The 22,769-nt window shown below is 67.6% G+C and carries 23 protein-coding genes; 9 read left to right on the top strand and 14 right to left on the bottom strand.

From position 1 onward, the window contains the following. Positions 1-22 precede the first annotated feature (22 nt). The 3 genes from F0357_RS06635 to ychF all read right to left on the bottom strand — a co-directional run bounded on the left by F0357_RS06635 (position 23) and on the right by ychF (position 2,424). Positions 23-583 carry a NifU family protein gene (locus F0357_RS06635; protein ID WP_153479627.1) on the bottom strand — a complete coding sequence of 187 codons (561 nt, stop codon included), beginning with the start codon at positions 581-583 and terminating at the stop codon, positions 23-25. A 173-nt stretch (positions 584-756) separates the two neighbouring features. Next, positions 757-1,296: a universal stress protein gene (locus F0357_RS06640; RefSeq protein ID WP_312861485.1), complete on the bottom strand. Its 540-nt coding sequence runs from the start codon at positions 1,294-1,296 to the stop codon at positions 757-759. A gap of 30 nt (positions 1,297-1,326) precedes the next feature. Next, on the bottom strand, positions 1,327-2,424 hold the full coding sequence (gene ychF, locus F0357_RS06645; RefSeq protein ID WP_153479628.1) for a redox-regulated ATPase YchF: 1,098 nt from the start codon (positions 2,422-2,424) through the stop codon (positions 1,327-1,329). A gap of 396 nt (positions 2,425-2,820) precedes the next feature. On the opposite strand from ychF, the gene F0357_RS06650 reads away from it, so the two are divergent. Then, entirely contained in the window at positions 2,821-3,468 is a 648-nt protein-coding gene (locus F0357_RS06650) for a PRC-barrel domain-containing protein (RefSeq protein WP_153479629.1), read from the top strand. 204 nt (positions 3,469-3,672) lie between these two features. Here the strand turns inward: F0357_RS06650 and F0357_RS06655 are convergent, their stop codons facing one another. The 11 genes from F0357_RS06655 to ada form a co-directional block, all read right to left on the bottom strand. Continuing rightward, positions 3,673-4,767 (bottom strand): polyamine ABC transporter substrate-binding protein, encoded by a 1,095-nt coding sequence (locus F0357_RS06655; protein ID WP_153479630.1) that lies wholly within the window; start codon positions 4,765-4,767, stop codon positions 3,673-3,675. A gap of 154 nt (positions 4,768-4,921) precedes the next feature. Then, positions 4,922-5,983, bottom strand: coding sequence for an ABC transporter ATP-binding protein (locus tag F0357_RS06660; protein ID WP_246161388.1), 1,062 nt, complete (start codon positions 5,981-5,983; stop codon positions 4,922-4,924). After that, positions 5,980-6,975 carry an ABC transporter ATP-binding protein gene (locus F0357_RS06665; protein ID WP_312861486.1) on the bottom strand — a complete coding sequence of 332 codons (996 nt, stop codon included), beginning with the start codon at positions 6,973-6,975 and terminating at the stop codon, positions 5,980-5,982. The genes F0357_RS06660 and F0357_RS06665 overlap by 4 nt, the downstream gene beginning before the upstream one ends. Positions 6,976-7,015: 40 nt before the next feature. After that, the gene (locus tag F0357_RS06670) at positions 7,016-7,987 is read right to left on the bottom strand and encodes an ABC transporter permease (protein WP_153479632.1); all 972 of its coding nucleotides are present in this window, start codon (positions 7,985-7,987) and stop codon (positions 7,016-7,018) included. Between the two features lie 5 nt (positions 7,988-7,992). Further along, on the bottom strand, positions 7,993-9,036 hold the full coding sequence (locus F0357_RS06675; RefSeq protein ID WP_312861487.1) for an ABC transporter permease: 1,044 nt from the start codon (positions 9,034-9,036) through the stop codon (positions 7,993-7,995). A 171-nt stretch (positions 9,037-9,207) separates the two neighbouring features. Then, the gene (locus F0357_RS06680) at positions 9,208-10,908 is read right to left on the bottom strand and encodes an ABC transporter substrate-binding protein (protein ID WP_153479633.1); all 1,701 of its coding nucleotides are present in this window, start codon (positions 10,906-10,908) and stop codon (positions 9,208-9,210) included. A 44-nt stretch (positions 10,909-10,952) separates the two neighbouring features. Continuing rightward, the gene (locus F0357_RS06685; protein WP_376767785.1) at positions 10,953-11,852 is read right to left on the bottom strand and encodes a proline iminopeptidase-family hydrolase; all 900 of its coding nucleotides are present in this window, start codon (positions 11,850-11,852) and stop codon (positions 10,953-10,955) included. Between the two features lie 32 nt (positions 11,853-11,884). Then, on the bottom strand, positions 11,885-12,829 hold the full coding sequence (locus tag F0357_RS06690) for an acetamidase/formamidase family protein (protein ID WP_153479635.1): 945 nt from the start codon (positions 12,827-12,829) through the stop codon (positions 11,885-11,887). 144 nt (positions 12,830-12,973) lie between these two features. After that, complete coding sequence (locus F0357_RS06695) at positions 12,974-13,591, bottom strand: ANTAR domain-containing response regulator (protein ID WP_153479636.1); 618 nt, start codon at positions 13,589-13,591, stop codon at positions 12,974-12,976. Further along, on the bottom strand, positions 13,591-14,793 hold the full coding sequence (locus F0357_RS06700) for a transporter substrate-binding protein (protein WP_153479637.1): 1,203 nt from the start codon (positions 14,791-14,793) through the stop codon (positions 13,591-13,593). The genes F0357_RS06695 and F0357_RS06700 overlap by 1 nt, the downstream gene beginning before the upstream one ends. Positions 14,794-15,059: 266 nt before the next feature. After that, positions 15,060-16,202: a bifunctional DNA-binding transcriptional regulator/O6-methylguanine-DNA methyltransferase Ada gene (gene ada, locus F0357_RS06705; protein WP_153479638.1), complete on the bottom strand. Its 1,143-nt coding sequence runs from the start codon at positions 16,200-16,202 to the stop codon at positions 15,060-15,062. 216 nt (positions 16,203-16,418) lie between these two features. On the opposite strand from ada, the gene F0357_RS06710 reads away from it, so the two are divergent. The 8 genes from F0357_RS06710 to F0357_RS06745 all read left to right on the top strand — a co-directional run bounded on the left by F0357_RS06710 (position 16,419) and on the right by F0357_RS06745 (position 22,738). Continuing rightward, positions 16,419-17,150 (top strand): hypothetical protein, encoded by a 732-nt coding sequence (locus tag F0357_RS06710; RefSeq protein WP_376767825.1) that lies wholly within the window; start codon positions 16,419-16,421, stop codon positions 17,148-17,150. A gap of 84 nt (positions 17,151-17,234) precedes the next feature. Next, positions 17,235-18,491, top strand: coding sequence for an MFS transporter (locus F0357_RS06715; protein ID WP_153479640.1), 1,257 nt, complete (start codon positions 17,235-17,237; stop codon positions 18,489-18,491). A 217-nt stretch (positions 18,492-18,708) separates the two neighbouring features. Then, entirely contained in the window at positions 18,709-18,927 is a 219-nt protein-coding gene (locus F0357_RS06720) for a RebB family R body protein (RefSeq protein WP_208948246.1), read from the top strand. 116 nt (positions 18,928-19,043) lie between these two features. Further along, positions 19,044-19,361, top strand: coding sequence for a hypothetical protein (locus F0357_RS06725; protein WP_153479642.1), 318 nt, complete (start codon positions 19,044-19,046; stop codon positions 19,359-19,361). 35 nt (positions 19,362-19,396) lie between these two features. Further along, positions 19,397-19,678, top strand: coding sequence for a hypothetical protein (locus F0357_RS06730; protein ID WP_153479643.1), 282 nt, complete (start codon positions 19,397-19,399; stop codon positions 19,676-19,678). Between the two features lie 166 nt (positions 19,679-19,844). After that, positions 19,845-20,117, top strand: a complete 273-nt coding sequence (locus F0357_RS06735) for a RebB family R body protein (RefSeq protein WP_153479644.1) — start codon at positions 19,845-19,847, stop codon at positions 20,115-20,117. A gap of 92 nt (positions 20,118-20,209) precedes the next feature. Next, entirely contained in the window at positions 20,210-20,962 is a 753-nt protein-coding gene (locus tag F0357_RS06740; protein WP_153479645.1) for a Crp/Fnr family transcriptional regulator, read from the top strand. 264 nt (positions 20,963-21,226) lie between these two features. Continuing rightward, the gene (locus F0357_RS06745; protein WP_153479646.1) at positions 21,227-22,738 is read left to right on the top strand and encodes a DHA2 family efflux MFS transporter permease subunit; all 1,512 of its coding nucleotides are present in this window, start codon (positions 21,227-21,229) and stop codon (positions 22,736-22,738) included. Positions 22,739-22,769 lie beyond the last annotated feature (31 nt).

Consider the following 22,769-nt stretch of genomic DNA (forward strand, 5'->3'; position numbering starts at 1 on the left):
TCCACGTGAACGAACGGCGCGATCAGACCGCGCGGACCTCGGACACCTCGGGCAGGTAGTGGCGCAGCAGGTTCTGGATGCCGTTGCGCAGGGTCGCCGTGGAGGACGGGCAGCCCGAGCAGGCGCCCTTCATGTTGAGGAACACGACGCCGTCGCGGAAGCCCTTGAAGGTGATGTCGCCACCGTCCTGGGCGACCGCCGGGCGCACGCGCTCCTCGATCAGCTCCTTGATCATGCCGACGGTTTCCTCGTCGGCCGCCTCGAAGAACTCGCCCTCGTCTTCGGCCGCATCGGCCCCCTCGTCGGCGATCATCGCTTCACCGGCGAGATAATGCTCCATGATGGCGCCGAGGATCGCCGGCTTCAGGTGGTGCCATTCCGGCTCCGCCTTGGTCACGGCGATGAAATCCGAGCCGAGCAGCACGCCGGTCACGCCTTCCACCTCGAACAGCCGGCTCGCGAGCGGCGACGGCGCGGCGTCTGCGGAAGAGCGAAACTCGCGCACTCCGTCGCCCAGCACGACGCGGCCGGGCAGGAACTTCAAGGTCTGCGGGTTCGGGGTCGTCTCGGTCTGGATGAACATGGGCGGCACCATTTCCTCACGGTCGCCGCGGGAGCCCCGCGCGACCTGTTCCGCTTCTAAATAGGGTCTATGGCCCGGCGCCGCAAATGACACGCGCTTGTGCACCTTAACGCCGCGCACCCACTTGCCCGCCCTGCGCCGGTTCGTCGGTCGGCCCAGCGTGCGCGGGTGGATCAGGCCAGCGCGGCGATCTCGGCGTCCGAGAGCTGGCCCGGCACGATGGTCACCGGAATCGGGAACGTTCCCGAGGCCCGGCCGATCGCGGTGACGAGCGGCCCCGGCCCGTCCTTGTCGATGCCGGCGGCGAGCACCAGGATCGCGATGTCTGCATCGTCGGCGATGACGCGGAGAATTTCGTCGGCGCGGTTGCCCTCGCGGATCACCGTCTCCGGCTCGACGCGGGCGATGGCCCTCACACGATCCACCGTGCGGGCGAGCATCGTCTCAGCCTCGGCCAAGGCCTCGGCGCGCATCACGTCGCCGACGCCGAGCCATTGCGGCGCGTCCTCCGGCACGATGACGTGGAGGAGCACCACCGCGCCGGCCGTGCGCTCGGCCCGCTTCGCCGCATAGACGAGGGCGCGCTCACATTCCGGGGTGTCGTCGATGACGACGAGGAACTTGCGCCGGTGGCCTTCCTGAAAGCTCAGGCGGGGGCGAGGGGGTGCGAACCGATCATGCGGGGAAGTGTGCCATCCGGCCCGCGACCTCACAAGGCCGCGGCGACGGATGGGTCGAGCGGATCAGCCGCTGAAGCGGAACAGCAGGATATCGCCGTCCTGCACGACATATTCCTTGCCTTCGTCGCGCGCCTTGCCGGCTTCCTTGGCGCCCTGTTCGCCGCCGAGCGCGACATAATCGTTGAAGGCGATGGTCTGGGCGCGGATGAAGCCGCGCTCGAAGTCCGAGTGGATCACGCCGGCGGCCTGGGGCGCCTTGGTGCCCTTGTGGATCGTCCAGGCCCGCGCCTCCTTCGGCCCCACGGTGAAGTAAGTGGCGAGGCCGAGCAGGTCGTAGCCGGCGCGGATCAGGCGGTCGAGGCCCGGCTCCTCGAGGCCGAGCGTCTCGAGGAATTCCTTCTGCTCCTCGGTCGAAAGCTGGGCGATCTCGGCCTCGATGGCCGCCGAGATGACGACGCAGCCGGCGCCTTCCGCCTTCGCCTTGGCGGCGACCTTCTCGCTCAGCGCATTGCCGGTGGCGGCCGAGGCCTCCTCGACATTGCACACATAGAGGACGGGCTTGGCGGTCAGCAGGTTCAGCATGTCGAACTCGCGCCGCTCCTCCGGATCGACCTCGAGCTCGCGGGCCGGACGGCCCTCGCGCAGCAGCGCGAGCACGCCGTCGATGAGGCGGACCTGCACCTTGGCGTCCTTGTCGCCGCCGGTCGCCTTCTTGCGCAGCGGCACGACGCGGCGTTCCAGGCTGTCGAGATCGGCGAGCATCAGCTCGGTCTCGACCGTCTCGGCGTCCGACACCGGGTCGATGCGGTTCTCGACGTGGGTGATGTCGTCGTCGACGAAGCAGCGCAGCACGTGGGCGATGGCGTCCACCTCGCGGATGTTGGCGAGGAACTGATTGCCGAGCCCCTCGCCCTTCGAGGCGCCGCGCACTAGGCCGGCGATGTCGACGAAGGTGAGCCGCGTCGGCACGATCTGGGCCGACTTGCCGATCCGCGAGATGGTCTCGAGCCGCGGATCCGGCACGGCGACGTCGCCGGTGTTCGGCTCGATGGTGCAGAACGGATAGTTGGCGGCCTGGGCGGCCGCCGTCTTGGTGAGCGCGTTGAAAAGGGTCGACTTGCCGACGTTCGGCAGGCCGACGATGCCGCACTTGAAGCCCATCGCCGAGGATCTTTCTTCACGAGAGCGCAGCCGGGACCGACCGCGGGTCTCATCTCAAGGAGCGCGGCCGCGGCGACCACGGATGCGGCCCCACGGCCCGGTGCCGTTCGGCACGGTCTTGGCGGCCCGGCCGGCGTCCGTCAAGCCTCGCGGCGACCGGCGGGACCGAACCGGCGCCGGCAGCGCCGCCTTTTTGGCCCGGCGGGCTCCGAGCCGGGGGCCCGCATCTCCCATCCATCGCCTCGCCCGGCCTCGCTCCGTTTCCTTTTGAGGCTATCGCTGCGGAACAAATAGGCGGTTTGGCCGTTTTCACAGCGAAACCGACGGCGCACCGATGTCTAGTGAGGCACGCGCCAGCGGATCAACTGATTTGACCCGATGTTCAGGAGGGAAGACATGAAGAGCAAACTGCTCAACACGGCATCCGCGGCGATGTTCACCGTCGGTATCCTTGCCGCTCCGCTCGCATATGCTCAGAGCGCCGACCCGAACGCCCCGGCGGCGACGCAGACGCCGGGCACGAACGGCGGCGCGGACACCATGCCGAGCACCGGCCAGGGCAATGCCGCCTCCCCGGGCGCTCCCGCCGGCACCACGAGCGGCACCCCGACGCCGGGCGCCACCAACAGCATGAGCACCGCCGATGCCGGCAGCACCATGCCGTTCGCCCAGTTGCAGGACCGCCCGATTCAGAACCCGCAGGGTGAGGATCTCGCCGACCTCGACGACGTCATCGTCTCGCCGGACGGTCGCATCACCGACGCGGTCGTCTCGTTCGGCGGCTTCCTCGGCCTCGGCGCCAAGAAGGTGAAGGTCTCCTGGCAGGAATTCACCTTCGACAACGGCAAGAAGGTTCTGGTCCTCGCCAAGTCGAACGACGAGATCAACGCCATGCCGGATTACAAGGAGCCCGACGCTCCGCCGCAGCCGGACTCGAGGGGCAACGCCGACACCAGCAGCGGCAGCAACAACGGGACCATGGCCCCGGCGGGCGGAGCCGCCACCGGGACGGGCACGGGCACCGGCGGGACGTCGGCGCCCTGATCGGCCCACACAATCTCGCATTCGCGGACGGTCCGCTTCGTCGCGAGCGAAGCTCGATCCGATCCTGACCGTCCGTGACAGGCGGGGGCCTTCATCGAAGCCCCCGAAAAGCGAAGGCGCCATCCTCCTCGCGGGGCTGGCGCCTTCGTCTCGTCTGCGTGTCGGATCACCCGCGCCGACGGCGCCGGCTTGAGGCCGTCCCCGTCAGTTCGCCTGGAGAACCTCGGCCCACAGCGCCTGGAGCTTCTTGTCGAAATCCGGGGTCATCTGCAGGTAGGGGTAGGTGTTCTTCAGGTAGCCGGCCTGATCGTCCCAGCGCAGGATCTTCTTCTGCTCGTCGGTCAGGGTCGCCTTGGAATTCGCCGGCATGCCCCAGTAGCAGCTCGAAGTCGCGAGCTTGGCCTGCCCTTCCGGGCTCAGGATGTACTGGACGAACTTCGTCGCGAGATCCTTCTTGGTCGAGGCCGCGAACACGCCGAGCCCCTGCTGCCAGCGCACCGCGCCCTGCTTGGGGATCACGTAATCGAGGTTCGGATTGTCCTTCACCAAGCCGGCCGTCACCCACTCGCCACCGCCGACGAGGATGTCCACGGCGCCGGTCGCCAGCGCCTGCTGGGTTGTCGTCACGTCGCCGATCATGGCGGCGTTGTGCTTGAGCGCGATCAGCTTGTCCTTGATCGCCGGCAGGTCGGCGTCGGTCAGCTCGGCCGGCTTCTTGCCGAGCGCGATCGCCGCGAGCTCGATCTCCGGGACATAATAATCGTAGACCGCGATGCGACCCTTATATTTCGGGTCCCAGAGGATGTTGATGTCGCTCGCCGCCGCCGGATCGACCGCCGCCTTGTTGAAGGCGATGGCGTTGTAACCGAACTTCTCCGGCACCGTGTAGAGCTTGCCGTCGTGAGACGTCAGCGTCGGATCGGCGATCTCGGCCGGGATGTCGGCGAACGGATAATCCTTCGCCTCGAGCGGCGCGAGCAAGCCCATGCCGGCGAGGCGGCCGGTGTCGGTCTCGTCAACGACGAGCACGTCCCAATCGCCCGGCTTCGACTGGCCGAGGATCGCGAGCGCAGTCGCGGTCGAGTCGATGTCCTTGAAGTTGACCTTGGCACCGTTCGCCTCTTCGAACGGCTGAAGCAGCGCCGGGTCCTCGTGATCACACCAGGTGAGCACGTTCAACTGCTCTTCCGCCCGCGCGCCGATGGCGCCGAAGGCGGCGAACGCCGCGAGGCCGAAGAGCGCGGCGGACGCCGCGGAGCGAAGAAGACGCGGGCGGTGGGGCTTGGAGCTCATCGTCATTGTTCCCTCGGGACGACCATTCTGTCGGAGCCGGATCGAGCCGGGACCTCGGGCACTACATCAGAGGGCCGGCGCCGCGACAAATATCGATGTCGCGGCGCATAGTTTGAGGTTCCTCAAACCAAACGGCGCGGCGGCCCGCGCCGCCGCCGCATCAGGCTGCAATCCCCTGATTTTTGGGAAAGTGACAAGCCGCGGAGCGGCCGTCGGGCAGCACCCGCAGGGCCGGCCGCTCGGCGCGGCAACGGTCGGTCGCGATCGGGCAGCGGGTCGAGAACTTGCAGCCCTTCGGCGGGTTGAGCGGGCTCGGCAACTCGCCTTCGAGGATGATGCGTTGCCGCCGCGCGCCCGCATCCGCCGTCGGGATCGGGATCGCCGACAGAAGCGCTTCGGTATAGGGATGCGCGGGACGGTCGAACACCGTGTCGGTGTCGCCGAGTTCCACGATCGATCCGAGATACATCACCGCGACGCGGCTCGACACCTGACGCACCACGCCGAGATCGTGAGCGATGAAGATGTAGGTCAGCGCCAGACGCTCGCGCAGATCCGCGAACAGGTTGACGATCTGCGCCTGCACCGAGACGTCGAGCGCCGAGACCGGCTCGTCCGCCACGATGAGCCGCGGCTCCATCGCGAGGGCGCGGGCGATGCCGATGCGTTGGCGCTGGCCGCCGGAGAATTCGTGCGGATAGCGGCCGAGATAATCGACCGGCAGGCCGACGAGGTCCATCAGCTCCTCGAGGCGCGCCCGGATCTCGTTGCGCGGCCGGATGCGGTGGACGATCAGGGGCTCGGCGATGAGATCTCCGACCCGCCGCCGCGGATTGAGCGAGGCGGACGGGTCCTGGAAGATCATTTGGATGTCGCGGCGCAGCCGGCGCAGGGCGTTGCCCTGGACTTTGGTGATGTCGGCGCCGTCGAACAGAAGCTCGCCCTTGGTGACGTCGTAGAGCCGCGTCATGCAGCGCCCGAGCGTCGACTTGCCCGAACCGGACTCGCCGACGAGGCCGAGGGTCTCGCCGGCGCGGACCGCCAGCGTGACGTCTTCGACCGCGTGCACCACCCGGCCGCTGCCGGGCAGGATGGTCTTGCCGACGTGATAATGCTTCGAGAGCGAGCGCGCCTCGATGAGCGGTCGGCCGTCTAAAGCGGGGCGCGGGGCGGCGCCGGCGCGGCTCGCGGGAGCGGCGGTGGTCATATCGAGGGAGGTCATGCGGCGCCTCCGAACTGGGGCAGGACCGTCGCGCGCGCGGCGGGACGGCGGTCCTCGGAAATGAAGCAGAGGGCGCGGCGGTCGCCTTCGCCCTGGCGGGGCGGCGGCTGATCGCAGGGCGTGAAGCGCAGCCGGCAGCGGGGCGCGAAGCCGCAGCCCGGCGGCAGGTTCGTCGGCGTCGGCGGGGTGCCGGGGATCGAGGTCAGCCGCGCCGGCCGTTCGCCGTGGACCGGCGGGATCGAGGCGAGCAGGCCCCAGGTGTAGGGGTGCCAGGGATCCTCGAACACCTGCCGGGTGGTACCGCTTTCGACGACGCGGCCGGCATACATCACGAGCACCCGGTCGGCGACTTCGGCGACGACGCCCATGTCGTGGGTGATGAGGATGATCGCCGAGCCGAAATCCTTGCGCAGCCGCTTCAGGAGCTCGAGCACCTGGGCCTGCACCGTCACGTCGAGCGCCGTCGTCGGCTCGTCGGCGACGAGGAGCGCCGGGTTGCAGGAAAGCGCCATGGCGATCACCGCACGCTGGCGCATGCCGCCCGAGAGCTGATGCGGATAGCGGGTGAAGGCCTCGGTCGGGTTCGGCAGGCCGACCTCGCCGAGGAGCTCGATGGCGCGGCGCCGCGCCACCGGCTCAGAGACCGGGTCGTGGGCGCGGATCTGTTCGACGATCTGCCAGCCGATGGTGTGGACCGGGGTCAGGGCCGTCATCGGGTCCTGAGAGATGAGGGCGATCTCCTTGCCGCGGATGCGGCGCATCTCGCGGTCCTTGAGTTCCAGGAGGCGACGCCCGCGGAACAGCACGGAGCCCTCGACCTGCGTGGTGCGCCGGTCGGTGAGGCCGAGGAGCGAGAGCAGCGTGACGGTCTTGCCCGAGCCGGACTCGCCGACGATCGAGAGGATCTCGCCCTCGTTGACGGTGAAGGAGACGTCGTTGACGGCCTTCACGAAGCCGCGGTCGGTCGCGAACGAGACCGTGAGGGCGGCCACGTCCAGGAGCGGCGCGCCGGGGATTGCGGATGCGCCATGATCAGCCCTCCCGGAGCCGCGGATCGATGAAGACGTAGAGGATATCGACGACCGCGTTCGCCACGACGACGAAGAACGAGGCGTAGATCACGGTCGCGAGGATCATCGGCAGATCAAGGCTGAGAAGCGCGAGATAGGTAAGCCGCCCGACGCCGTTGAGGCCGAACACGACCTCCGTCAGCAGCGCCGAACCGCCGACGAGCACACCGAAATCGAGACCGAACATCGTCACGAACGGAATGAGCGAGGTGCGCAAAGCGTGGCGCATCATCACCCGCATCGGGCTCAGGCCCTTCGCCTTGGCGGTGCGGATGAAGTCCTCCTGGTAGGCCTCGACGAGGTTGGCGCGCAGCACCCGGCCATAGATGCCGATATAGAGCGCGGCGAGGGTGAACCAGGGAATGACGAGCGTCTTGAACCAGCCGACCGGATCCGTCGTCAGCGGCTTGTAGCCGAGCGCAGGGACCCAGGAGAACAGCCAGGTGTCGTGGAAGCGGGCCTGGGAAATGAGGTTCATCACCTCGCCGAACCAGAACACCGGCATCGAGACACCGATCAGCGCGATCACCATCAGCCCCTTGTCGACGAAGCTGTCGCGGGTCGCCGCCGCGATGATGCCGACGGCGAGCCCGCCGATAACCCACAGGATCGCCGCGCCGACGACGAGGGAGAGCGTGATCGGCGTCGCCTCGATGACCTCCGGGATCACCTGCTGGCCGCGGTTGACGAAGGAGGTGAGGTCGCGGGTGATGAAGAGGCGCTTCATCATCAGCGCATATTGCACCGGCAGCGGCCGGTCGAAGCCGAAATCCTTGCGCACCGCGGCGACCACCTCGGGCGAGGCGTTGCGGCCGGCGATGCGGGCGGCGGGATCGGCGCCGGGGGTGGCGAAGAAAATCAAGAATACGACGACGCTGATGCCGAACATGACGAACAGCATCTGGACGAGGCGCTGGACGAGGGCGAGAACCATAGGCGTCACCGCGGGCGCAGCTTGGAGCGCGGGTCGAGCGCATCGCGCACCCCGTCTCCGAACACGTTGAGGGCGAGCACCGTCACGACGATCGCGATGCCGGGCGCGAGGGAGACCATCGGCCGCGAATAGAGCAGCGACTGCCCCTCCTGGATGATGGTGCCCCAGCTCGCATCGGGCGGCTGAACGCCGATCGAGAGGAACGACAGCGCGGATTCGGTGATGATGTTGAGCGCCATCATCAGCGGTACGAACACGATCAGCGTCGTCGAAACGTTCGGCAGGATGTCGCGGAACAGGATGCGGGCCCGGGGAATACCGAGGCCGATCGCGGCGAGGACGAACTCGCTGTTCTTGAGCGAGATCACCTGACCACGGATCGGTCGGGCCACATAGGGCACGTAAATGAGCCCGATGATGCCGATCGGCAGGAGCAGGCTGTTCGATTCGATGGTGATCGGCCCGATCTGAAGGCCCTTCGAGATCAAGACGATCGAGAGCGAGATGGCGAGAAGATAGACCGGGAAGGCCCAAAGCACGTCGAGGATGCGCGACAGGATCATATCGACGGCGCCGCCGAAGAAGCCGGCGGTGACGCCGACGATCGTCGCGAGGACGAGGCAAACCAATGTCGCCGCACCGGCGATCAGAAGCGAGTTGCGGCCGCCATAGAGAAGACGGGCGGCGACGTCGCGGCCCTGGCTGTCGGCGCCGAGAAAATAGCTCGGGCCGAAGGTCGGGCCGATCGGCGTCACGCCGAGGCCGAGGCCCGCGGTGGAACGCTGCATGATCGGAACGCGCTTGCCGTCGATGACGATCTTGCCCGCGAGGTTGGAGCGGAACGGATCGGTGTGAGAGACCTGAGCGGCATAGAGCGGCGCCAGCAGCACCGCGACGACGATCAGGACGAGGACGAACGCCGCACCCATCGCGGTGTTGTCGCGGAGGAGCTTGGCACGGGCGCGGGCCCACGGCCCTCCATCCCGGCGGGTCGGGCTCGGCGCGGCCTTCGCCACGGCTTCGGGGGAGAGGTCGGCTTCGGCGCTCACCGCGGCATCCTCGGATCTTTCATGCGACTTCCAGTTCTCTCGGGAGGGGCCGCCAGCGGGCGGAGGAACGCCGGGCGTCGGCCATCGTCAAAGGGCCGGCCGGAGCGTTCGGCTCCGGCCGGCGATCGTATCGGGCGCGAACACCGCGCCCGGTTCACGTCACTCAGACGTTCACTTCACCCAGGCGTCGGCGATGACCCACTGGAACTGGTTGGAGAACACGTAGTTGCCGACGCGCTGCGACAGGAAGTCGATGTGCTTCGGCGTGAACAGCGGCGCGACAGGCGCCTTCTCCATGAAGGCCGCGTCGATCTTGGCCCAATCCGCGTTCGCCGCCTTCTGGTCGGTGGCGCCGAGCTTGATCGCCGCAGCCATCTTGGCGTCGAGGTCCTTGTCGCAGAAGCCGGAGATGTTGATCGAGGAATCCGAACCCGGGTGGAACGAGGCGCAGCTCAGGAGCACGTTCAGGAAGTCCGACGCCGCCGGATAATCCTGGTACCACTGGCTGATGCTGATCTGCACCTTGTTGTTGGTGTTCTGGATGTAGGTGAACTGGATGTTCGACGAGATCGGCTTGACGCTCGCGTCGTAACCCAGGTCGTTGAGCACGCTCTGGATGTAGGTGCCGATCGCCTTGGACACGGCGGTGTCCTCGGTGATGACCGTGACCTTCTGGCCGGCGGTGCCGGATTCCTTCACGAGCGCCTTGGCCTTGTCGAGGTCAGGCGCGCTCCAGGTGGTGCCGGGATCCTTCGTATAGAGGCAGCTCTCGACATAACCGGGGAAGTCGGGCGGCAGGATCTGGCAGGTCGGCTGGGCGAGCACCGGGCCACCAAACAGGCCGACGAGGGCGTCGCGATCGAGCGCATAGTTCAGCGCCTGACGAACGCGGACATCGTTGAACGGCGGCAGGTTAACGTTGAGCGGGGCGTACCAGAATGCCATCAGCGGATTGACGTGGATCTGCTTCTCGTACTTCGTGCCGAGCTCGTCGAGACGGTCGGCCGGCGGCGGATCGAACATCCAGTCGGCCTGGCCGTTCTGGATGGCGGTGATCTGGGCCTCTTCGGTCAGGCCGAAATCGTAGTCGATCTCGTCGACGAAGCCCTGGGGCTGGGCGTCGACGCTCCATTCCTTGAAGTTCGGATTGCGCACGATCTTCATGCGCTCGTTCGGATTGTAGCTCGCGATCATGTAGGCGCCGGTGCCCGGCAGCGGATCGGTGCCGACGTCCTTGGCCGGCGCGCTCGCCGGCAGGATCGAGGCATGCGGCACGGCGAGCTTGAACATCAGCTCCGGATCGGCCGCGACGAGGTTGATCGTCACCGTACCGGCGGCTTCGTCGCCGATCACGCCGCCCTCGAGGGTGCAGGTCGCCGGGGTCTTGAGGCAGGCGTCGGCGCCGACGATGCCGTTGTAGAAGGTGCCGGCGGTCGGGCTCGAGACCTTGAAGATGCGCTGCAGCGAGGCCACCACGTCCTTCACGGTCACGTCCTGACCGTTCGAGAACTTGATGCCCTTGCGCAGCTTGAAGACGTAGGTCTTGCCGTCGTTGGTCGGCTGCGGAATCGCCTCGGCGAGATCCGGCACCACCTCGAAGGCGGCGGCGCCCTGCGCCCGCTTGAAGCCGACGAGGCCGTCATAGGTGAGCTGGAAGATCTGCCAGTTCTTCAGGGTGTAGTTGATCTGCGGATCGACGGTGCCCTCGGCCGCGTTGGTGACGAGGCGCAGGGTGCCGCCGCTGTGCTCCTTGAGGAGCGCGGCGCGGTCCTCGGCCTGGGCGGTACCGGCCATCGCGGAACCGACCATGAGGGCGGCGAGAGCCGCCAGCGCAAGCCGCGATCGCGGCCGTTTCGTGGATGCATTGATCATACGAATCTGCTCCTCAACCTCGTGGAACCCGTTTTCTTTTCGGCTCAGCGGCGCGCGTCGATCTCGTCGAGGAAGTCCCCGACGAGCTTGATGCACGCTTCCTTCTCCTCGACGTGCGGCATGTGGCTCGAGTGCTCGAAGATGGTCCACCGCACATCGGGAATCTTGTCGGCATAGGGCTGCACGGTCGCCGGCGTCGCCTCGTCGTGGCGGCCGGAGATCAGCAGCGTCGGCACCTCGATCGCCGGCAGCCGGTCGACGATCGTCCAGTCCTTCATGGTGCCGATGACGTGGAATTCGTTCGGCCCGTTCATGGTGTGGTAGACGGTCGGGTCGGCGACGATCGCGTCGAAGGTGCGCTTCACCTCCGGCGGCATCGGGACGACGCGGCAGACATGGCGCTCGTTGAAGACCTCGGTCGCCTTTTGGTACTCGGCGCTGTCGGTGGTGCCGGCCTTCTCGTGGGCGAGCAGGGTCGCCTGCACCTCGGGGGGCAATTCCTCGCGCAACCGGTTCGCCTCGGAGATCCACAGATCCATCGACGCCGGCGAATTTGCGATCACGAGCGAGACGAGCCCCTTCGGCCGCGTCACCGCGAACTCGGCGCCGAGCATGCCGCCCCACGACTGGCCGAGCACGTGATAGGCGCCGCGCTGGCCGAGATGGTCGATCAGGTTGTTGAGCTCGGTGCGGAAGAAGTCGACGGTCCAGAAGTCGCCGCCCTTCTCGGGCAGGTGGGTCGACTTGCCGTTGCCGACCTGATCGTAATGAATGACCGCGCGGCCGGTCTCGGCGACAAGCTTGTAGGAATCGACATAATCGTGGGTGCAGCCCGGCCCGCCGTGCAGCACGAACAGCGGCGGCTTGCCGGAGCCGAGATCTCCGGTGATGCGGTACCAGGTCTTGTAGTCCCCATACGGGGCGTAGCCTTCGACGACGTTCACGCGCGTTCTCTCCATCTGCACTCGCCCGCCCGTCACTCGATGACGACGCGCGGGAAATAGAACGAGACGACCCAGTTCGGCTGATCCACGATCTCGGAGATGCGCAGATCGCCGCAAACCGAGGCGAGCATGTAGGCTTCGACCGGGCTCATACCGGTGCGCTTCGCAACGAGATCGACCATCTGCGAGACCGCGGCCCGCGCGCCCTCGAACAGGTCGGTGCCGATGCCGGTCGTCACCTCGTAGCCCTTCGCGTCGAGATGGCGCGTCACCGGGCCCGGGGTCGTGAAGCGGGGAAAGGATAGGTTCGCGTCCTTCACCAGTTCGAAGGTCAGCGCGACATTCATGGGACTTTCGATGGCCGTGCCGCAGATCTCGCCGTCACCCTGGGCGGCGTGGGTGTCGCCGACCGAAAACAGCGCCCCCTCGACCTCGATCGGCAGATAGAGCTCGCAGCCGGCGGCGAGATCGCGGATGTCGAGATTGCCGCCGACCCGCCGCGGCGGCACGATCGAATGCAGGCCCGGCTCCGCCGGGGCGACGCCGATGGTGCCGGCGAACGGCTTCAGCGGCACGGCACCGAACGGCGACCAGGCGGCCGGCGCGAGGGTGTCCTTGTCGTAGGACCAGAGCCGGAGCGCCGGCTCCTTGAACTGGTCGGCGAGGAGGCCGAAGCCCGGAATGTTCGCCGTCCAACCAAACCCGGACGGCTCGAAGGCCTCGATCTTCACCTTGAGCGCATCGCCGGGCTTGGCGCCCTCGATGTAGACCGGGCCGGTGACCGGGTTGATACGGCCGAAATCGAGCGCGACGAGATCGTCGAGCGTGGAGGTCGCCGTGATCTGCCCGGCCGAGCTGTCGTTGCACTCGAAGGCGATCGTGGCACCCGGCTCGACGCGCAGCACGGGCGCGTTGGCATTGTTCCAGCCGAAATGATGGCTCTTGGCGTGAATGGTGTAGTCGCAGCTCTTGCACATGGCCGTTCGTCTCGCCTTCGATCCCTCGGTCCGGCTTTCCTGTGCCCGGATCCACTTTGCCGGATGGAGAGCCCGTTCCCTTTTCGTCGGAACGGGGTCTCGGATTTCATCGCCTCGCGCGTCGCTTCGCCGCGGCGGCCCTGCTCATTCCCCGCTCCGCCGCCGGCCGTCGCCGAGGCGCCCGCGCCGTTCGCACATCTCGTCGGCGACCTCCTCGACCGACATGCGGCGGTCCATCGCGAGGCTCCGCAGGCGCTTGGTGGCGGCCTCCTCGTCGAGCCCTTCCGCCATCAGCGCGATCGTCGCGCGCACGACCTGGGGCCGCTTGCGCAGCCGATCCTTGAGCGCGCCGATCTCGGCGGCGAGCCGCGCCCCCGCCTCGAAGGCGTGGGCCGCGATGAGGAGCGCGGAATAGACGCCGGCGGAGCTGATCGGCTTCAGCAGGTGGGCGTTGGAGCCCTGCGCCAGCGCCCACTCGACGCGGCCGGGCGCCTCCGATCCGATCAGAGCGATCATCGGCATCGGCGCAGCACCGGGCTCCCACGGGAACTGGCCGTCATAGCCGGTGTCGGCGTCGAACAGGATCACGTCCGCCGCGGCATCGGTGGGCTCGAGCTCCGGCCAGGCCACCCGGACGGTGAGGCCGAGCCGTTCGAGCTGGCGCACGACGTTGTCGGCGGCGGGATGCGGCCGGTGCAGCACGACCGCCCGCCAGGAGGCGAGCGGCAGGCGCGACAGCGGGGGACGCGGTGCGGTCGTCATCAGGTGATCACCCTCAGGCGGGCGGCGGCCGCATTCGCCTCGCGCCGGACCGGCGCGGGATCGGCGGGATGGACGGGGTCGGCCGGCAGGCGCGTGCGGACGAGGTAAGGATCGGCCGGGATGACCGCCGCCCCGCTCTCGATGATTTCGATCGAGCCGTCGGCCCGGACGCGGCCGAGATGCGGGCGGTGGGCGGCGTGGCTGGTCTTGGCGTCGATCGCGAGCCGGCCGAACGGCGTCGAGAAGGCGCGGCCGGTCGCCACCGCCTTGATCGCCGCCGGATCGTCGGTGCCGGCGTCGCGGATCGCCTCGGCGAGCATGCGGATCGCCGCATAGACCGATACGAAGCACGAGGAGAAGCGCCGCCCCTCCCCGAACCGCGCCCGGGCCCGGGCCTGGAACGCTTCGTTCTCCGTCAGATCGAGGCTGTCGAAATAGATCGCGGTAGAGAGCAGCCCCGCACCCGGCGCGCCGATCTCGTCGGTGTCGGCCTCGGTCAGGTTGCAGCTCAGGATCGGCCGGACCGACGGCGCGAAGGCCGGGTCCTCGGCCCCGAGGGCGGCATAGGCCTTGACGAAGGCGTAGCTCGACGGGCCGATCAGGTTGCTCAGCACGAAATCCGGCCGTTTCTCGCGCACCGCCGCGATCAGGTGATCGACGTCGGTGCTGCCGACCGCGAGATAGCGTTCGCCGACCGGCTCGGCACCGTGCGCCGCCACGATTTCCCGGGCGATTCGGTTGATTTCCCAGCCCCAGATATAATTCGAGCCGACCAGGAAGGGCCGATCGCCGAACCGCGGCAGGGCATGATCGAGCAACGGCACGATATGCTGGTTCGGGCAGGCGCCGAGATAGACGACGTGGTCGCTCGTCTCGTAGCCCTCATAGGGGAAAGCGTACCAGAGCAGCGCGCCCGCCCGCTCGACGACCGGGATGACGTCCTTGCGGCTCGACGAGGTGATGGTGCCGATGAGGTGGCGGCAGCCGAGCCGGGCAAGATCCTCGGCCTGGGTCGGATAGCGCTCGGACACGCCCTCGGGATCACGAATGGCCGCCTTCAGGGTGAACGGAAAGCCGTCGTCCTCGTTGACCTCGGCGAGCGCCATCAGCGCACCGTCGATGGCCGCCCGCCCGATCGCGGCATAGGGGCCGCGGCTCGAATAGAGCAGTCCGACCGGAATGATCTCGCGAGACGACGCCAAGATCGGTTCATCCACCTTCTATCGCCCCGGAGATTGAACCCGGAGACTCGGAAAGCACAGCCCCAAACGTAAAAAGCCCCGCTCCGCATGCCTCAGGCTGCGGATCTCGGGGCTCTCATGCCGTTCGGCGGTTCAGTGCCGGTTTGGAACGATCTTAGGCAGCGCCCTCTTTCCTGGTCAAGATTGATGCACGCCGAAAAGAGCGGCAGATGCACAGCTTCGTCGCATAGGGAAACGGCAAATGGACAAGGGCCTCGGCCTCGGACCTATCCTTCCTTTTGGGCCTCCCGGGCAATCAACGCCTGCTTGCGCGCGATGCCCCAGCGATAGCCGGCGAGCCCGCCGTCGGTGCGCACGACGCGGTGGCAGGGGATCACCACCCCGATCGCGTTCGCCGCGCAGGCGGAGGCGACGCCGCGCACGGCCTCCGGCTGGCCGATCCGCGCCGCCAGCGTCTTGTAGGTGATGGTCGTGCCGGCCGGGATGTCGCGCAGCGCCTTCCACACCCGCTGCTGAAAGGCGGTGCCGCGAATGTCGAGCGGCAGGTCGAGCTTGCCGTGGGGCGCTTCGACGAACCCGACCACCTGCGCCACCCGCGCCTCAAAGGCCGCATCGCCGCCGACGAGACGCGCGTTCGGAAAGCGGCCCTCGAATTCGTGGATCAGCGGCTCCGGCGCGTCGCCGAGCAGGATCGCGCAGACGCCGCGGCCGCTCTCCGCGACGAGGATCGAGCCGAGCGAACATTCGCCGACGGCGAAGCGGATCTCCTCGCCGCGCCCGCCGGCGCGATAATCGGACGGCTTCATCCCCAGCATGGAATCGGCCGCCGCATAGAAGCGGCCGTTGGAGGCAAACCCCGCCTCGTAGAGCGCGCCGGTGACGCTGTCGCCGCGGGCGAGACCCTCCCGCACCCGCGCAGCCCGCCGCGCGACCGCATAGGCTTTGGGAGTGAGGCCGGTGGCAGCCTTGAACAGACGGTGGAAATGGAACCGGCTGAGGCCCGCGGCCTCCGCCAGCGCGTCGAGGCTCGGGATCGTCTCGGACACCTCGATCAGCCGGCAGGCCTCCCGGATGGCGTCCCCCTGACGCTCCGACGGCGCGCTGCCCTCCGGACGGCAGCGCAGACACGGGCGAAAGCCGGCGGCGCTCGCCTCGCCGGCATCGGCAAAGAATCGGGCGTTACCGCGCAGCGGCCGGCGCGACGGGCAGGTCGGCCGGCAATAGATGCCGGTCGTTATCACGGCATAGACGAACGCATCGTCCGCAGCCGGATCGCGGTCGAGGACGGCGCGCCAGCGCACGTCCTCGGCGGCGAAGGAGCCGGCGCCGTTCGCCTGTTCGGGGACGCGAACGTCGAGATCGTCGTGGGCCGCGGCGGCGCGGTCGTTTCGCAGGCTGTGGGCCGTCATCGCGTGTCCTCGAATTCACCCCTGGCGGTGTTCGATGACAAGATGCCGTCCGCCCGAAAACGGCGAACTCCGATCCTTGCCGTCATATTTCTCCGACGGGGAAACCCTACACACCGAGCGAACGAATAACACAGAAAGTTCCGTCCGCGCCCGGTTGCCGCCGGTCCGGGCGCGCTCTAGAAAAAGTTTGCTTCGGAACCCTGGGGATTGCTCGACGTGTTTCGCTCCTCGCTCGCCGCCGCCACGATCGCCCTCGCTCTTGCCAGCCTCGCGCAGCCCGTGGTCCGCGCGGAAGCCGCGCAGACCTCCCCCGCCGCCGACAAAGCCGCGAACACGCCGATGCGCAATCAGCGCTATTGCGAGGTGCTGCCGATCACGCTCCTCGGCGGCCCGACCGCGTCCGTCTACAACACGGTCGGCCACGGCGACTGCCCGGAGAAGCTCTGGAAGGCGCTGACGCCGTCCGACGTCCGCCGCAAGTTCCAGGTGCTGACCGTCGAGATGAACGGCCCGCGTTATTTCGTGATGGACCGCATCCTCCCGTCGGGCGCCACGAAGGACGGCGAGGCCGTCGAACTCGGCGGCATGACCTTCGTCAAGCGCGCGGAGGTCAAGCTGTCGCTCGAGCAGATCCGGAACTCGAAACCGTACACGCCGGTGACGATCGACCGCTCGACGGTTTACCGCTTCGACGCCGGCAAGCCGACCTTCCAGCTCAAGGCGCCGGACGGCTCGATCTACGTGATGCAGTCCTATGCGCGCATCATCGATCCGAAGCTTTCCTACAAGGAACTCCCCGCCCTCGGCTCCCGCCTCAAGCTTCCCGCCGGCTGGACCTATTCGGAGCAGGTTCCCGCGAAGACGCTGATGCTTGTTGCCAAGGACAAGGCGACGGTGGTGCAGGACGATCTGAAAAACACCTATCAGAAACTCACTCCGACGAACTAAGGCGGGGAATTGCGCCCGGACGCGGCAGCCGAAGCGGTCGGGCGTCATCGTTGGCTCCCGGCGGTGGGCCGCCGGGAATGGCGCGTGCTCGCCGCCGCCGGCCTCGGCTGGATGTTCGACGGGTTCGAGAATTTCGGGGCGGTGCTGGCGCTGCCGGCGGCTTTGCGCGACTTTTTCCCGAACGCCTCGCCGACCGAGACCGCCGCCTATAGCGGCATCGTCATGAGCCTCAACGTGCTCGGCTTCGGGCTCGGCGGCATCGTTGCCGGCATCGCCGCCGACTATATCGGCCGCAAGCGGGTGATCCTCGCCTGCATCGCCGCCTATTCCTTGCTGTCGGGCTTGTCCGCCTTGTCCCCCGATTGGGTCTGGTTCGGCATCTCGCGCCTCCTCGTCGGTATGGCGCTCGGCATGGAATGGGCGACCGGCAGCACGCTTCTCGCCGAGGCGTGGCCGCCCCATGCCCGCGCCAAGGGCATGACCCTGATGCAATGCTGCAACGGCATCGGCTTCATGATGGCGTCGCTGATCTGGATCGCGCTCTTGCCGCTCGGGCCGAACGATTGGCGGTGGATGCTCGCGGCCGGTCTCCTGCCCGCCCTCGTCGCGCTCTGGATCAGGACGGGTGTGGCGGAATCCGAGCGCTGGCGCGCCGCGAACGCCCGCCGACACGCCGCGCAGATGGCCACCGCCTCCGCCGAGGAGGCCGAGCCGCGGGCGCGCTTCACCCTCCACACCCTGTTCGCCGATCCGTCTCTCCGTCGCCGCGCGATCCTCGCCTGGCTCATGTCGCTCGCGACCATCGTCGGCTTCTGGAGCATCTCGGCCTGGCTCTCGCCCTATGTCGCCGACGTCGCGGTGGCCCAAGGCCTCGATCGCGCGACGTGGGCGGGCCTGACCGGCCTCGCGATGGCCTCGGGTTCCATCGCCGGCGATCTCGCGTTCGGCGCCGCGGCGCATCGTTTCGGCCGGCGACCGACCTTCATGGCCGTCTTCCTGCTGACGATGGTGCTGCTGCCGCTGCCGTTCGTCGTGCCGCACAGTCCGGCCCTCATGGTGGCGACCGTCTTCGTCACCGCCGCCTTCTCCCTCGGCCAGTTCGTCTGGTTGCCGATCTGGCTGCCGGAACTGTTTCCGACGGCGCTGCGGGCGACGGCCTTCGCCTTCGTCGCCAACGTCCCCCGCATCGTCTCGAGCCTCGGCCCCCTGATCGCCGGAGCGCTCGTGGCGACCTTCGGCGGGTTCGCCGGGGCGGCGCTTGCGATTGCGCCGATCTATCTCGTCGGTCTGGTCGCCGCCTGGCGTCTGCCGGAGACCCGCGGCGCTGACCTGCCACGATGAACGGCCGCCCCGTCGCGGGGTGATCGAAATACAACTTTTCATTGCATTTCACGAAATATCACGGAAATGTTGAGCCCGCTCGCGGGTCGCAACGGCGCGGGCGACCCGAAACGAACGCCCGCATCACGACGCGATCGGTATAAGCGTAACAAAACTCACTGATCTTCGCGTCGGATCGTGTCTTACTCTCGAGATCGATCTAGCCGCAGGATTGAAAATGAGCAGCACCGTCAATCCACAGGTCATTGATGGCTTATCATCGACGAATTCAAGTGTCGTCGGCAGCGCACCGGCGGTCGCACTGAGTATATTCTACCAGGCGGCTGGTCAGGCCTACTCACTGACGATGCAGAACGCGGCATCAAATCAGCAAAATCTCAACGCGCTCAACCCGACGATCGTAGCGAATGCGCTGAGAGCCATCACGACGGCGTGAGCATCAGAGCGGTGACAATGGGCCGGCTGCGGCCGCGCCGTGAAATTTGGGGGGGCGCGAGACCCATGAAATTCTTTAGTTCGCCGAAGTCCGAGGAGATCCCGAGCGTAACGACCATGAGCGATTTCACCTCGCTCCTGCCGGTTGAGTCCGCCGTCTCCTCCGCCGCCTCTACCGAGATACAGACCTTCTCGTCCTCAGCCATACAGCAGGCGGTGTCGATGATGGCCCAGGACGCCCAAGTCTTCATGCTGGGCATGGAACAAGTCTACGTCGCCGCGAACGGCAAGGCGCTCGCAATGATCGCAAAGCAGGATCCCCTGGAACAGGCGGCCGGCACCGCTCTTCTCGCACAGATCGCTGTTTCGCAAACGCAAACGATCACTTTCATGACCGGCGCGGCGACCGTCGCAACCGCGTTCTCGAAACTCTAAGGCGGGGGGCGAGGATGGTACGCGGGCCGAGCGAGGTGTTCGACGAGCGGGAACAGGCGATGATGGCCCGCATCGAGAAGGCGGTGACCGACAAGGTGATGGCCGAGCTTCGGCCGCTCCTCACGGAGCTCGCCAAGGTCGCCGATCGCGGCCGCGCCTCTCCCGAGCAGGACCCTCAGGCGGCGATGACCGATCCGTCGGCCCTTCAGAAAGAGTTTGAGGTCAAAGTCAACGCGCTTCGTCGCAAGCTCGCCGATAGAATACGAGCGAGCGAAGCTCGCTTCCTCAAGAAGATAAACAACTCATCTCCAAAATGAGATTGGAATGACCGGCCGTCAGGTTCCCGTCATCACAAGGCCTCATGCCCAGCAAGCCGAGTTCCGTCGAAGGGACAACCTCTGACCTGGCAAAACGCCAGACAGCATCTCTGCACCCACAGAAGCTGCGGAGATGAGATAAACCCGAACCGAAAGGAGACAAATCATGACGACGGTTTCCCCGCAGATCACGGATGCGGTCACCCAGGCGAACGTGAAGGTCGTCGCCGAGTCGCCGGCGGTCACGATCAGCCAGCTCTATCAGACCGCCATTCATTCGACCGGGCTGATGTTCGAGAACTCGGTGGCCGCGCAGAACAACCAGAACATCCTGGCCCAGGCGTCGACTACGCAGGGCGTCATGCAGATCTACAGCATCGACACGATCTCCGACGCGATCGCGATCGCTCAGATGCTCCAGGCCAACGCCGCGAGCTAACGGCGTCGCGGGAGGGCCCTCGCGGTCCTCCCGCCACTTCCCTGACAGCATGCGTCGGGCAACCGTTTGCGGTCGTCCAGTCGGAGTCGAAGATGGAACCCAGAGCGGCCTCTCTCAACGCCGGCCTCGGACGCGCCGGCGTCCCGGCGAAGCCTCCGGCCGTGGAATCGCTCGCGCTGTCGATCATCGCCTCGCATCCCCTCTTCGCCGACCTAGCGGCCGACGAGCAGCGCGCCCTCGTCGCCCGGGGACGCCTCGCCGCGTTCGACAAGGATGAAACCGTCATCGCGGAGGGCCACGCGAATCCCCGCTTCTATGTCGCGGTCACCGGTCAGTTCAGTTGCCGCAAGGCGTCGCCCCACGGCCTCGTCTTCGCCTTCGACCAGCGCCGCCCGGGCGAGTTCTTCGGCGAGAGTGCGCTTCTCCACCATCGGCCCTCGGAGATCGAGGTCGTCGCGGCGACCGCCTCGACCGCATGGATGCTCGCCGGCCGCGACCTCGCAGCCCTGATGGACCGGCATCCCTGGATCAGCCGGCGGCTGATCGACGAGATCACGCGGCGCCTCGACGACCTCGCCAACCTGAGCTTCGAACTCGCCACGATGAAGGTCGACGAGCGGCTGCGCCGGGCGATCGAGAAGCTCGCCCGCGCGTCCCACCAATTGCACGACGGTGGCGTGATCCGCCCGGCTCCGACCCATGCCGAACTCGCCACCATGCTCGGAACGACCCGCGAGGTGGTGAGCCGCGCCCTCACCGCGTTGTGCCGCGAGGGGCTGATCGAGACCGGTCGCCAGCAGATCCTGATCCGCTCCGCCAGCAGCTTTCATTGGCAAGGGGACTGACGGCGCACGCGCCCCGCAACAAACCCCATCGAACCAAAAACAATCCTTGTGTCACGCGGCCGTGTTCGCGATCGTGCTGAAAGGGAGACGGGATCCGTTCCGATCGTCGAGGTCACCGCGTGAACACCAGAGCCGTCAACGAAACATCTTCGCTTGAGAAGGCGAAGGGTTTGGCCACACCTCGGCGTTCGCGACTTGCCCCGATGAAGAGTCGGTCGCACTGATGCCCCCCACGCGCCTGCCGACCGCCGCCGGTGGCTCACGGTGCTCGCCGCGGGCGGCGCCCTCGCGATGATCATGATCGACGGCGCGGGCACTGTCGTGGCCCTGCCGACCATCCAAGCACAGCTCGGCCTCCCTGACGGCGCGCAGCAATGGATCATCACGGTCTATGCCCTGACCCTCGCGGCGACGGTGGCGATCGGCGGGCATCTCGGCGACATGCTCGGCCGCGTGCGGATGTTCGTCTGCGGCGTCGTCCTGTTCGCCGCGGGATCGCTCATCTGCTCCCTCTCGCCGAACCTCACCGCGCTGTTGTGCGGCCGCATCGTCGAAGGCCTCGGCAACGTCACGATGGCGCCGGCAGCCGCGTTGATCGCGGCCGATGCCTTCGGGCCCGACAAGCGCGGCAAAGCCATGGGCCTCTACAGCGGCCTCGGCGGGCTCGCGATGATGTGCGGGCCGATCCTCGCCGGCGCGCTCGTCCAGCTCGGCGGCTGGCGGTCGGTCTTTCTGATCAATCTGCCACTCGCGGCGATCACGCTCTTCATGACCCGCGTCGCCCGGCCCCACGCCGGATCACCGGTGGCCGAGCGGTTCGATCCTGTGCATGCCGTGCTCCTCGTCGCCGGCGTCGGCTCGGCCGTGCTCGCGCTTCAGGAGAGCCGCGACTGGGGCTGGTCCTCGCCGCTGACCCTCGGCCTTCTCGCGTTCGGCATCGTCTGCCTCGGCATTTTCGTCGCCCTTCAGCTTCGCGCACGCAACCCGCTCATCGACATCCGCCGCCTCGTCGAACGCCGTTTCGCTGCGGCCTGCCTGATCCTGTTCTGCGGCCAGTTCAGCGTGACCGCCCAAGGCGCGTTCGGCGCGATCTCGCTGCAGCGGGTCTTCCACTTCTCGCCGTTGTCGGCGGGCCTCGCGATGCTGTTCTTTCTGATCCCCTTGATGCTCGCATCACCGCTTTCGGGTGTGCTCTACGACCGCTTCGGCCTGCGGGTGCCGGCTCTGATCGGTCTCGCCTTGGCGAGCGCGGGCTTCTTCCTCGAATCCCGCATGCTGCCCGCGATCGACTTCGCGTGGCTCGCCCCGGCGCTGGTGCTGATCGGCGCGGGCATCGGCCTCGCGCTGACGCAGACCTACACGGACGGGACCGCCCGCATCCCCGAGGGCGCGCGGGGGCGCGCCTTCGGCACTCTCGACACGCTGCGGCAGCTCGGCGGCGCCATCGGCATGGCCGCCATCGGCACGACGGTGGTGGGCGCGGAGCGCGCCCGCCTCGCCGTCCTCGCTGCGAGCTCGGCCGCGCCGGGCGACGCACGTTCAAACCTGGAAACCGTGCTGACCGAGGCGCTCTACGGCCATGCCGACGCGGTCCGGCAGATCAAGGAGGCATGGCCTTCCCTCGGTCCCGCATTGCGCGACAGCGCCGCGCGCAGCATCGCCGACGGCTACGTGGTGAGCGTCACGGTTCTGGCGCTCGGCCTCGTCGCAGTCGGCTGGCTGCTCAGATTCCAAGCCGAACCGGTGCGGGCGCCCGCGCCGAAGACCCGTGCGTGATCCGGCACGTCGCGTGTCGCCGGGGTCCGCG

Origin of the sequence: Segnochrobactrum spirostomi (genome assembly GCF_009600605.1) — a bacterium.
Classification (GTDB): Bacteria; Pseudomonadota; Alphaproteobacteria; order Rhizobiales; family Segnochrobactraceae; genus Segnochrobactrum; species Segnochrobactrum spirostomi.